The 11905-nt window shown below is 71.6% G+C and carries 11 protein-coding genes; 7 read left to right on the top strand and 4 right to left on the bottom strand.

The features are described from left to right. Positions 1–4: 4 nt before the first annotated feature. Both AB6L24_RS06825 and AB6L24_RS06830 read left to right on the top strand, forming a co-directional pair. Positions 5–1312, top strand: a complete 1308-nt coding sequence (locus tag AB6L24_RS06825; RefSeq protein WP_405653233.1) for a hemolysin family protein — start codon at positions 5–7, stop codon at positions 1310–1312. Further along, positions 1309–1665, top strand: coding sequence for an MmcQ/YjbR family DNA-binding protein (locus AB6L24_RS06830; RefSeq protein ID WP_405653236.1), 357 nt, complete (start codon positions 1309–1311; stop codon positions 1663–1665). The genes AB6L24_RS06825 and AB6L24_RS06830 overlap by 4 nt, the downstream gene beginning before the upstream one ends. 19 nt (positions 1666–1684) lie before the next feature. On the opposite strand, the gene AB6L24_RS06835 is transcribed toward AB6L24_RS06830, so the two are convergent. Then, positions 1685–3190 (bottom strand): MFS transporter, encoded by a 1506-nt coding sequence (locus AB6L24_RS06835; protein WP_405653238.1) that lies wholly within the window; start codon positions 3188–3190, stop codon positions 1685–1687. Positions 3191–3275: 85 nt separating this feature from the next. On the opposite strand from AB6L24_RS06835, the gene AB6L24_RS06840 reads away from it, so the two are divergent. From AB6L24_RS06840 to era, 3 genes are all read left to right on the top strand, one after another. Beyond that, complete coding sequence (locus AB6L24_RS06840) at positions 3276–4184, top strand: helix-turn-helix transcriptional regulator (RefSeq protein ID WP_405653241.1); 909 nt, start codon at positions 3276–3278, stop codon at positions 4182–4184. 30 nt (positions 4185–4214) lie between these two features. After that, positions 4215–4568 (top strand): cytidine deaminase, encoded by a 354-nt coding sequence (locus AB6L24_RS06845; RefSeq protein WP_405653243.1) that lies wholly within the window; start codon positions 4215–4217, stop codon positions 4566–4568. Between the two features lie 254 nt (positions 4569–4822). Next, complete coding sequence (gene era / locus AB6L24_RS06850; protein ID WP_405653246.1) at positions 4823–5785, top strand: GTPase Era; 963 nt, start codon at positions 4823–4825, stop codon at positions 5783–5785. Between the two features lie 50 nt (positions 5786–5835). Here era and AB6L24_RS06855 read toward each other — a convergent pair whose 3' ends face one another. The 3 genes from AB6L24_RS06855 to AB6L24_RS06865 all read right to left on the bottom strand — a co-directional run bounded on the left by AB6L24_RS06855 (position 5836) and on the right by AB6L24_RS06865 (position 8741). Further along, positions 5836–7278 (bottom strand): GH1 family beta-glucosidase, encoded by a 1443-nt coding sequence (locus tag AB6L24_RS06855; protein WP_405653248.1) that lies wholly within the window; start codon positions 7276–7278, stop codon positions 5836–5838. Positions 7279–7340: 62 nt separating this feature from the next. Next, positions 7341–7607 (bottom strand): protealysin inhibitor emfourin, encoded by a 267-nt coding sequence (locus AB6L24_RS06860; RefSeq protein WP_405653251.1) that lies wholly within the window; start codon positions 7605–7607, stop codon positions 7341–7343. Positions 7608–7667: 60 nt separating this feature from the next. After that, a complete protein-coding gene (locus AB6L24_RS06865; protein WP_405653254.1) occupies positions 7668–8741 on the bottom strand; it encodes a M4 family metallopeptidase in 1074 nt (357 codons plus the stop codon). Positions 8742–9065: 324 nt separating this feature from the next. Here AB6L24_RS06865 and leuA point away from each other — a divergent pair, with 324 nt between their 5' ends. Both leuA and AB6L24_RS06875 read left to right on the top strand, forming a co-directional pair. Continuing rightward, complete coding sequence (gene leuA, locus AB6L24_RS06870; RefSeq protein WP_405653256.1) at positions 9066–10790, top strand: 2-isopropylmalate synthase; 1725 nt, start codon at positions 9066–9068, stop codon at positions 10788–10790. 195 nt (positions 10791–10985) lie between these two features. Further along, positions 10986–11765 (top strand): TerB family tellurite resistance protein, encoded by a 780-nt coding sequence (locus AB6L24_RS06875; RefSeq protein WP_405653259.1) that lies wholly within the window; start codon positions 10986–10988, stop codon positions 11763–11765. Positions 11766–11905: the final 140 nt, after the last annotated feature.

The following is an 11905-nucleotide window of genomic DNA, read 5'->3' on the forward strand; positions in this document are numbered from 1 at the left end:
CGCCATGTCCTTCCAGCTGATCGCCGGCGCGGTCGCCCTGGTCGTGGTGGCCTGGCTCGCCGCCTGTGCCGAGGCGGGCCTGGCCCGGGTCTCCAGCTTCCGCGCCGAGGAGGCCGTGCGGTCCGGGCGGCGCGGCAGCGCGAAGCTCGCGCAGGTCGCCGCCGACCCCGTCCGCTATCTGAACGTGGCCCTGCTGGTGCGCGTGACCTGCGAGATGGCGTCCGCCGCCCTCGTCACGTACGCCTGTCTGCAGGCCGTCGACGTCACATGGGAGGCGCTCGCCATCGCCATCGGCGTGATGGTGCTCGTCAGCTATGTCGCCGTCGGCGTGTCGCCGCGCACCATCGGCCGCCAGCACCCGCTGAACACGGCGACGGCCGCGGCGTACGTGCTGCTGCCGCTCGCCCGCGTCATGGGCCCCATCCCGCCGCTGCTCATCCTCATCGGCAACGCCCTCACGCCCGGCAAGGGCTTCAGGCGCGGCCCGTTCGCCTCCGAGGCGGAGCTGCGGGCCATGGTCGACCTCGCCGAGAAGGAGTCGCTGATCGAGGACGACGAGCGCCGCATGGTGCACTCCGTCTTCGAGCTCGGCGACACCCTGGTGCGCGAAGTCATGGTGCCGCGCACCGACTTGATCTCCATCGAGCGCTACAAGACCGTCCGCCAGGCGCTGACGCTCGCGCTCCGCTCGGGCTTCTCCCGCATCCCGGTGACCGGCGAGAGCGAGGACGACGTCGTCGGGATCGTGTACTTGAAGGACCTCGTCCGCAAGACGCACATCAACCGCGACGCGGAGAACGACCTCGTCTCCACCGCCATGCGGCCCGCGACGTTCGTGCCCGACACGAAGAACGCCGGTGACCTGCTGCGCGAGATGCAGCAGGAGCGCAACCACGTCGCCGTCGTCATCGACGAGTACGGCGGCACCGCGGGGATCGTCACCATCGAGGACATCCTGGAGGAGATCGTCGGCGAGATCACCGACGAGTACGACCGCGAACTGCCGCCCGTCGAGGAGCTGGACGGCGAGTGCTACCGCGTCACCGCCCGCCTCGACATCGGCGACCTCGGCGAGCTGTACGGCCTGGAGGCCTACGACGACGAGGACGTCGAGACCGTCGGCGGGCTGCTCGCCAAGGCCCTCGGGCGGGTGCCGATCGCCGGGGCGTCGGCCGTCGTGGACCTCCCCGACGGGCGGGCCCTGAAGCTCACCGCCGAGGCGGCGGCAGGACGGCGCAACAAGATCATCACGGTCCTCGTGGAGCCGGTGGCCCCGAAGGGCACCGGCTCCGGGGAAGGCGGCACGCGATGACCCCCGCCGAACTCCGCGCGTTCTGCCTGTCCTTCAACGACGTCGTCGAGGAGTTCCCCTTCCGGCCCGAGACGTCCGTGTTCAAGGTCGCGGGGAAGATGTTCGCGCTGTCCTCGCTGGACGCGGAGCCGCTGACCGTGAACCTCAAGTGCGAGCCGGAGATCGCCCTCCAGCTGCGGGCCGCGCACCCCGAGATCGTGCCGGGGTGGCACATGAACAAGCGCCACTGGAACACGGTGTCCCTGGCCGGGGACCTCCCCGACCGCCAGATCAGGGAACTCGTCGAGGACTCGTACGACCTGGTGGTGGCGGGGCTGCCCCGGGCGGTGCGGCTCCGGTTGGACCGGGCGTAGCCGCCCACAGGGCGCGCGGTCAGGCGCGGCCTCGGCGCAGGCCCACGGCCACCAGGGCCGCCGTGGCCAGGACGATCAGGGCGTCGAGGGTCAGGACGGTGCGGGTGCCCGCGAGGACGTCCGACGAGGTCGTGGCGAGGACGCCGAGCAGCGGGATGCCGATGGTGATGCCCACCTGCTGGGTGGAGGTGACGAGCCCGGTGGCGAGCCCCTGCTCGGTGTCGGGCACGCCCGACGTCACCGTCACTCCGTACGAGACGATCGCACCCAGGTGGAACATGCTGGCCACGGAGATCGCGGCGGTCGCGAGCCACACGGACCACATCTGCTCGCCGACCCCGATGAGCGCCGCCACGAACAGACCCTGGCCGAGCAGCGAACCGACCAGCGTGCGGCGCGGCCCGAAGCGCCCGATGACCTTGGGCGCCAGCATGCCCGCGACGACCGACAGGACGCCCTGCACGCCGAAGACGAGGCCGGTCTGGAAGGCGGACAGGTCGAGGACGTCCTGGAAGTAGAGGGTCAGGACGAAGACGACCGTCGACATCATCGAGAAGGTGACGAGACCGCCGAGGTTGCCCCAGGCGACGGTGCGGCGCCGCAGCATCGGCAGCGAGACCAGGGGCGCGGCGGCCCGCGACTCGACGTACCCGAAGAGGGCGAGCAGCCCCACGCCCGCGATCAGCGTGACGACGACGTCGGTGCCGCCGAAGCCGCGCTCGGCGGCGGTGGACAGGGCGTAGATGAGGGCGAGCAGCCCGCCGGTGACGGTGACGGCGCCGGGGATGTCGAGGCGGGGCCGGTCCGGGGTCCGGGACTCCGGGAGCAGACCGGGGGCCAGCGGGAGCACGATCAGGGCGAACAGCGTGAGCAGGCCCATCGTGGAGCGCCAGCCGAGGGTGTCGGTGAGGACGCCGCCGAGGACCATGCCGACGGTGAAGCCGAGGGACAGCAGCGTGCCGGAGATGCCGAGCGCGCGGTCCCGCTGCGGGCCCTCCGGGAACGTCGTGGTGAGCAGCGACATGCCGGTCGGCACGATCGCCGCCGCGCCCACGCCCTGCAGCGCACGGCCCGCGAGGAACGACGCCGGGTCCCACGCGAACGTGGCGAGCAGCGAGGCCGCGCCGAACAGGGCGAGCCCGCCGAGGAACAGCCTGCGCCGCCCGAAGAGGTCGCCGAAGCGCCCGAAGAGCAGCAGGAAGCCGCCGGACGGCAGCGCGAAGGCGGTGACGGCCCACTGGAGAGCGGCATGGCTCATGCCGAGGTCCGAGCCGAGGACGGGTAGGGCCACGTTCAGGACGGAGAAGTCGAGGGCGACCATGAACTGGGCGGCGCACAGCACGAAGAGGATGAGCCGGTCGCGGCGGGAGAGCCGGGGCGGCGGCCCGGCGGGAGCGGCGGCCCGCGCGGCGGGGACCTTCGGGGCGCCGGTGCTCGGGGCCTCGATGGTGGCCGAGGTGACTGCGGCGGTCGGGGAGAGAGCGGAAGCGTCTGCCAGGGAGGGAGCGGAAGTGTCTGTCGCCATGGTCAACAGCGTCCGTCGGCCGGAATAGCCGTGGGGAGCGGGAACTTATGCTGGTGGTGCCAACACCAGGCGCAGCCGCGTACGGATGACAGGGGGAGCGGTGGTCAGCCAGGCCGAGGAGCGGACCGAGGGCGCGGGGGCGCGTCGCCGGGTCGCGTTGCGGGACTTCCTGATGAGCCGGCGGGCTCGGGTGACCCCGGCGGAGGCGGGCCTCCCCGAAGGTGGCGGACGCCGCCGCACGCCGGGCCTTCGGCGCGAGGAGGTCGCCGTGCTCGCGGGCGTCGGCGCCTCCTGGTACCAGTGGCTGGAGCAGGGCCGCGACATCTCGGTGTCCCCGCAGGTCCTGGACGCCGTGGCCCGCGTCCTGAAGCTGTCCGGCACCGAACGCCGCCACCTGTACGTGCTCGCGGGCCTCAACCCGCCCGTGCCGCGGGCCGAGGAGGGCGCCGCGGACATGTGCGAGGGCCTGCGGCGGCTCATCGACACCTGGATGCCCTACCCGGCGCACATCATGGACCGCTACTACAACTGCGTCCTCTACAACGACGCCGCCGCGACGGTCCTCAGCATGCGCCCCGGGACCACCCAGAACTGCATCCTCGACTTCTTCACCGACCCCATGTACCGCTCGCGGAGCGTGAGTTGGGAGCAGAACGCGGTGACGCTCGTCGCGCAGTTCCGCGCGGCCTGCTCCGAGCATCCCGAGGACGAGGGCTTCCAGGAGCTGCTCGCGCGGCTGCACGCCTCGGGCGAGGAGTTCACCGCGATGTGGGAGCGCCAGGACATCCGGCCCGCGGGCCAGGTCCACAAGGAGCTCGACCATCCGCTCGTCGGCATCCTGCACGTGGAGTCCACCGCCCTGAAGGTGCCCGCGCGACCCGACCTCACGATCGTGCTGCACACGCCGCTGCCGATGGCCGACACCGCGGAGAAGCTCGCCTGGCTCGCGTCCCCGGAGGCGCGGCGCGGGGCCATGTACCGGGTGGCCGGCTGAGCCGCCGCTGCGGCTCCTTATGCTCGTGCCATGACTGAGCGCACCGACCTCGGCCCCGAGGACCAGAAGATCGTCACCCTCGCCCGTTCGGCCCGTGCCCGCAACGGGGTGCCGGAGGGGGCCGCGGTGCGGGACGAGACGGGGCGTACGTACGTCGCCGGGACGGTGTCCCTCGCCTCCCTCCAGCTGTCCGCTCTGCGCACGGCCGTCGCCATGGCCGTGGCGTCCGGGGCGGAGTCCCTGGAGGCAGCCGCGGTCGTCTCCGGCGAGGGCGCTCTGGCCGCGGAGGATCTGGCGGCGGTACGGGACCTCGGCGGGGCCGGGACGCCGGTGTTCCTGGCGGGGGCGGACGGGGTGGTCCGGCAGACGGCAGTGGCGGGCTGAGCCCTCGCGGGGCGCCCCAGCCCCGCCCCTTCACCGAAACCGGGGGCTGCGCCCCCTGGACCCCCTGATCGGCGCTCCGCGCCTCGTCCTCAAGCGCCGGACGGGCTGAAATGGCCGGCCGGGTGGACGGAGGGGGAAAAGCCCGCCCGGCGTTTGAGGGCGAGGCGCGGAGCGCCGAAAGGTGGGGGAGAGGGGCGCAGCCCCATACGGCGGGGAACCGCCCGAGGCGCCCCCGCCCGAAAAGATCAGGGACAATGGGCGCCATGAGCGTGCGTACCCAGTCACCCGAGCCGTCCGAGCAGGCCGCCCACCGCGCCGGTTTCGCCTGCTTCGTCGGTCGCCCCAACGCGGGCAAGTCCACCCTTACGAACGCTCTGGTCGGCAAGAAGGTGGCGATCACCTCGAACCGGCCGCAGACGACGCGGCACACCGTGCGCGGCATCGTGCACCGCCCCGAGGCCCAGCTGATCCTGGTCGACACCCCCGGCCTGCACAAGCCGCGCACCCTGCTCGGCGAGCGGCTCAACGACGTGGTCCGCGCCACCTGGGCCGAGGTCGACGTCATCGGCTTCTGCCTGCCCGCGAACGAGAAGCTCGGGCCCGGTGACCGGTTCATCGCCAAGGAGCTGGCGTCGATCAAGAAGACGCCGAAGATCGCCATCGTCACGAAGACCGACCTCGTCGACAGCAAGGCCCTCGCCGAGCAGCTCATCGCCATCGACCAGCTCGGCAAGGAGCTCGGCTTCGAGTGGGCCGAGATCGTGCCCGTCTCCGCGGTCGGCGAGAAGCAGGTCGACCTGCTCGCGGACCTCCTCGTCCCCCTCCTGCCGGAGGGGCCCGCCCTCTACCCCGAGGGTGATCTCACCGACGAGCCCGAGCAGGTCATGGTGGCCGAGCTGATCCGGGAGGCGGCGCTCGAAGGGGTGCGGGACGAGCTGCCGCACTCCATCGCCGTGGTCGTCGAGGAGATGCTGCCCCGGGAGGACCGGCCCGCCGACAAGCCGCTCCTCGACATCCACGCCTTCGTGTACATCGAGCGGCCCAGCCAGAAGGGGATCATCATCGGTCCCAAGGGGAAGCGGCTCAAGGACGTCGGGATCAAGTCCCGCAAGCAGATCGAGGCGCTGCTCGGTACGCCGGTCTACCTCGACCTGCACGTCAAGGTCGCCAAGGACTGGCAGCGCGACCCCCGCCAGCTCCGCAAGCTGGGCTTCTAGCCTTCGCGGGGCGCCCCAGCCCCGCCCCTTCACCGAAACCGGGGCTGAAATCAGCCCCTCCGGCGTTTGAGGAGCGGGGGTCTGGGGGCGGAGCCCCCAGTTTCGGGAAGGGGCGGGACTGGGGCGTTCTGCGCGAGCAGCTCCTCCCGCAGCCACTCGTACGACGCCTTGGGCGTGCGCCGCTGCGTGGCGTAGTCCACGTGGACGAGCCCGAACCGCTGCGCGAAACCTTCCGCCCACTCGAAGTTGTCGAGGAGGGACCAGACGAAGTAGCCGCGCACGTCGACCCCGGCCTCCAGGGCGCGGTGCAGGGCGCGCAGATGACCGTCGAGGTAACTGATGCGCTGCTGGTCGTCGAGGCCGTCGTAGGAGCAGCCGTTCTCGGTGATGAGGAGCGGCGGGAGCGCGTCGGCGTAGCGGTCGCGGAGGGCGAGGAGGAGCTCGGTGAGGGCTTCGGGGACGACGGGCCAGCCGAAGGCCGTGGTCGGGTAGCCGGAGATCGGCCTGGGGGAGAAGGGGAGTTCGGGGGGCAGGGTGAGGCCGGCGAACTCGGTGGCGGTGGCCTCGGCGAGGGGCGCGCCCACCTTCGTGGGCTGGTAGAAGTTGATGCCGTACCAGTCGATCGGCTCGGCGATGATCGACAAGTCGGCGTCGAGGTCGGGGACTTCGGCGCCGAGCAGCTCGGCGATCACCTCCGGGTAGCGCCCGACGATCAGCGGGTCGGAGAACAGCCGGTTCAGGAGCACGTCGTAGAGGTCGGCGGCCTCGCGGTCCGCGGCGGCGTCGGAGGCGGCCCAGGTCGGCCCGTGGGAGTTCGCGACGCCGATGTCACCGGCCCCGGCGGCCCGCAGCGCCCGCACCGCGAGCCCGTGCCCGAGGAGCTGGTGGTGGGCCGCGGGCAGGGCGTCGAAGAGGAGCTGCTTGCCGGGGGCGTGCTGCCCGAGGGCGTGGCCGAGGAGGGTGTGCTCGGCGGGCTCGTTCAGGGTGATCCACTTCGGTACGCGGTCCCCGATACGGGCGGCCACCACGGCGGCGTACTCCGCGAACCGGTGCGCGGTGTCCCGGACGAGCCAGCCGCCCGCCTCCGCCACGGCCAGCGGCGTGTCCCAGTGGAAGAGCGTCGGCACCGGACGTACGCCCGCGGCGCACAGCTCGTCCACGAGCCGGTCGTAGAAGTCCAGGCCCCGCTCGCTGACCTCGCCGGTGCCGTGCGGAAGCACCCGGGGCCAGGAGACGGAGAAGCGGTACGCGCCCACGCCGAGGTCGCGGATCAGGGCGACGTCCTCGCGGTAGCGGCGGACGTGGTCGCAGGCCACGGCGGCCGTCGTGCCGTCCTTGACGGTGCCGGGCCGGGCGGTGAAGGCGTCCCACACGGAGGGGCCGCGCTCGTCGGCGGCGCCCTCGATCTGGTGGGCCGATGTGGACACCCCCCACAGGAAGTCGCGGGGGAAGCGGGGCAGCGGTGCGCGCGTCGTCGCCATGCGCGCGATCATCCGTACCGGCCGGTCGGGAAGTCAACGCCCGTGCGGCAAGCGGTTCCCCGTGCCCGCCGGAGCTACGAGCCCTCCTTGAGCACCCGGGTGATCAGCGTCCGCTGGTCCTCCGTGAGCCGGGGGTCCGAGCAGTACACGGTCCGCCCGTCGATGGTGATCTGGTAACTGAACCCGTCGGGCACCCCGACGGGGGGCGTGCCCCTGCCGTCGGCCTCGGCCCGCTCGGCCAGGGCGTGCCACTCCTGGGCGTCGGGGCGCGCGGTGGTGTCCACCTCCGCGTGCCGGTCGATGCCCGCGAAACCTCCGGTGCGCTTCACCTGGATACGCATGGGTCCTGTCTACTCCAGGCACCGGCGGCCCGCCAGACGGGCCGCCGGCCACCGGCCGGGTCAGGTGGTGGGCACCTTGACCTGCGCCCAGGCGTCCAGGACGGCCTTGAGCTCGTCGCCGTCGCCGTACTTGGCGCGGGCCGCCGCCACCGTCAGCTTCGCGAAGTCCGTGAAGGAGGCGTCCTGGGCCAGCTCGCCGCCGGTGAGGACGGCGTACCAGATCTGTCCGGCCCGCTCCCAGGCGTGCCCGCCGAGCGCCTCGGCGACGAGGTAGAAGGCGCGGTTGGGGATGCCGGAGTTGATGTGCACGCCGCCGTTGTCGCGGCCCGTGCGGACGTAGTGGTCCATGTCGGCGGGCTGCGGGTCCTTGCCGAGGACGTCGTCGTCGTACGCCGTGCCGGGCTCCTTCATGGAGCGCAGGGCCTTGCCGGTGACGCGTTCGGCGAGCAGGCCCGCGCCGATCAGCCAGTCGGCCTGGTCGGCGGTCTGGCCGAGCGTGTACTGCTTGATCAGCGAGCCGAAGACGTCCGCCATGGACTCGTTGAGGGCGCCGGGCTGGCCGAAGTAGGTGAGGTTCGCCGTGTACTGCACGACGCCGTGGGTCAGCTCGTGGCCGATGACGTCGACGGGGATGGTGAAGTCGAGGAAGATCTCGCGGTCACCGTCGCCGAACACCATCTGCTCGCCGTTCCAGAACGCGTTCCCGTAGTCCTCGCCGTAGTGCACGGTCGCGTTCAGGGGCAGGCCGCCGCCGTCGATCGAGTCGCGCTCGAAGTGCTTGAAGAACACCTCGAAGGTGGCGCCGAGGCCGGCGTAGGCGCGGTTGACGGTGGCGTCCTTGCCGGGCTTGTCGCCCTCGCCGCGCACCTTGCGTCCCGGCAGGTCCGTGCGGTGCTTGGCGTCGTGGATGGTGCGGTGCGGCTTGCCCTCCTCGGCGCCCTTGGGCGCGGCGACGGAGGGGGCGCCGATGACCGTGGTCAGACGCCGCTGGGTGCGTTCGTAGGCGTCGCGCTGGAGGGTGCGGCGGGCGGCCTTGGCGAGCGCGGGGTCCGAGGACTGGGCGAGCTGGTCCAGGACTACGGGTGGCACGATGGTGCAGAAAACAGGCTCGAAGCCCGTTGGGTTGGCGGTCATGTGCGGCAATGTGGCACTGGGTCATGCCGCTGTCACTAGCTGCCACCATGATTGGTGAAATAGACGTATACGGACCTACGCCGTCCCCTCCAGGTGATATACGGCACGTTTTGTCCGTTACGTCCCTGCGGTCCCGCATACTGATACGCGCCCGCGCATCCTGCGGACCTCGGCTAGGCTGCCCCGCATCATGCGTTTCGGGCTGCTTCTCCTTAGCTGCCGCGGCGAGGGCCTGTAGCAGAGGCCGACCCCCTCCCCGCGGAGTTCGGTGCTGTGCTAGACCGTCGGCCGTCCTTCCGGACCTCCCGAGGAGCCCCGCACACCATGCCGAACTTCCAACGCCCCAGCTCCATGCCGATCCACAAGTACGGCAAGTACGAGCAGGTGGACATCCCCGACCGGACCTGGCCCGACCAGCGCATCACCGTCGCGCCCCGGTGGCTGTCCACCGACCTGCGCGACGGCAACCAGGCACTCATCGACCCGATGTCGCCCACCCGCAAGCGCGCCATGTTCGACCTGCTTGTCCGCATGGGCTACAAGGAGATCGAGGTCGGCTTCCCGTCCTCAGGACAGACCGACTTCGACTTCGTGCGCTCCATCGTCGAGGACCCGGACGCCATCCCCGACGACGTGACGATCTCCGTGCTCACGCAGGCGCGCGAAGAGCTGATCGAGCGCACCGTGGAGTCCCTGAAGGGCGCCAAGCGCGCCACCGTCCACCTGTACAACGCCACCGCGCCGGTCTGGCGCGAGGTCGTCTTCCGCGGCTCCCGCGACCAGGTCAAGCAGATCGCCGTCGACGGCACCCGCCTGGTCATGGAGTACGCCGAGAAGATCCTCGACCCGGACACCGTGTTCGGCTACCAGTACAGCCCCGAGATCTTCACCGACACCGAGCTGGACTTCGCCCTGGAGGTCTGCGAGGGCGTCATGGACGTCTGGCAGCCCGACGCCGACCGCGAGATCATCCTCAACCTGCCCGCCACCGTGGAGCGTTCGACGCCCTCCACGCACGCGGACCGCTTCGAGTGGATGTCCCGGAATCTGTCCCGTCGCCGTGACGTCTGCCTGTCCATCCACCCCCACAACGACCGCGGCACCGCCATCGCCGCCGCCGAACTCGCCGTGATGGCGGGCGGCGACCGCGTCGAGGGCTGCCTGTTCGGCCAGGGCGAGCGCACCGGCAACGTCGACCTGGTCGCGCTGGGCATGAACCTGTTCAGCCAGGGCGTGGACCCGCAGATCGACTTCTCCGACATCGACGAGGTCCGCCGCGTGTACGAGTACTGCACGCGCATGGAGGTCCACCCGCGCCACCCCTACGCGGGCGACCTGGTCTACACCGCCTTCTCCGGCTCCCATCAGGACGCCATCAAGAAGGGCTTCGACTCGATGGAGGCCCGGGCCACCGCCGTGGGCAAGACCGTCGACGACATCGAGTGGGCCGTGCCGTACCTGCCCATCGACCCCAAGGACGTCGGCCGCTCCTACGAGGCCGTCATCCGCGTGAACTCCCAGTCCGGCAAGGGCGGCGTCGCGTACGTCCTGAAGAACGACCACAAGCTGGACCTGCCGCGGCGCATGCAGATCGAGTTCTCGAAGATCATCCAGACGAAGACCGACAGCGAGGGCGGCGAGGTCACGCCGGACGCGATCTGGAGCGTCTTCCAGGACGAGTACCTGCCGAACCCCGACAAGCCCTGGGGCCGCATCCAGGTCAAGAACGGCCAGACGATCACGGACGTCGACGGCACCGACACCCTCACCGTCGAGGCCACCGTCGACGGCGCCGACATCACCCTGACCGGCTCCGGCAACGGCCCGATCTCCGCGTTCTTCAACGCCCTGCAGTCCATCGTCGGCATCGACCTGCGCCTGCTCGACTACCAGGAGCACACGATGAGCGAGGGCGCCTCCGCGCAGGCCGCGTCCTACATCGAGTGCGCCATCGGCGACCGCGTCCTGTGGGGCGTGGGGATCGACGCGAATACGACACGTGCCTCCATGAAGGCGGTCGTCTCCGCCGTCAACCGCGCGGCCCGCTGATCCCGCCGGACTCCCGTTCGACCGGTGCTTTCTCGGCTCCGTCCGCCCTCGTGGCGGGCGGGGCCGCCGCGTGTCCGGCGGCTGGTCCGGGCCAGCAACCGGCCATCTCCCGTACGGGGTACTGACGCGGCATCATGGATGTGGCTAACATCACGCCAACGCGGCAGGGCTGCCGCGGCGTCATGGAGGTGCGTGGTGCTGCCAGATCGGGGACGAAAAGGCCGGGAATCCCGCATCTTCGGCAGAACCACACCACTTGGCGACCCGGGCGCCCGTGCGCCCGGGACCTTCGCGCGCCTCCTGCACCGCGGCCGCGGCCCCCGCCTGATCGGCACCCGGACCGCCTGGACCACGATCTGCGACGGCGAGTTCTTCTGCCCCGGCTGCGGTGGTGACCGCAACTACCAGCGCCGCACAGGACGCCGCCGGTTCGTGTTCCTCGGCGTGCCGCTGCTGTCTCGCGGCGACGCCGGGCCCGTCGTCGAATGCGCCGCCTGCCAGGACCACTTCGGCGTCGACGCCCTCGACCACCCCACGACCGTCCGGCTCTCCGCGATGCTCCGCGACGCCGTGCACACCGTCGTCCTCGCCGTCCTCACCAGCGGCGGCAGCACCTCCCGCACCGCCCTCGACGCGGCCGTCGCCACCCTGCGCGGTGCCGGCTTCGACGACTGCACCGAGGAGCGCCTCGCCGCCCTCGTCGAGGCGCTCGCCGCCGACACCGGCCGCATCGGCGACCCCGACTGCGTGCCCGGCCTCGCCATCGAACTCCACGAGGCGCTCGGCCCGCTGGCCCCGCACCTCGCCCCCGCGGGCCGCGAGGCGCTGCTCCTGCAGGGCGCGCGGATCGCGCTCGCCGACGGGCCGTACACGCCCGCCGAACGCGATGTCCTCGCCACCGCGGGCTGCGCGCTGACCATCGACCCCGACGACGTGGCCCGCCTCCTCGTGGCGGCGACGCGGACGCCCCGCTGACGTACTCCCCAGGGAGTAACGAAGGCCCGGCGCCACCCCGGGGCGTAACCGCCAACTCGCCCTCGGGCGCGATGAATCGACCCCCTCACGGCGGAAGTCTGGAAGGCGTAAGCCACAGACATCGCCATGGAGGGAGGCCC

It is taken from the genome of Streptomyces sp. RK9 (assembly GCF_045070545.1).
In the GTDB taxonomy this organism is placed as follows: Bacteria; Actinomycetota; Actinomycetes; order Streptomycetales; family Streptomycetaceae; genus Streptomyces; species Streptomyces alboflavus.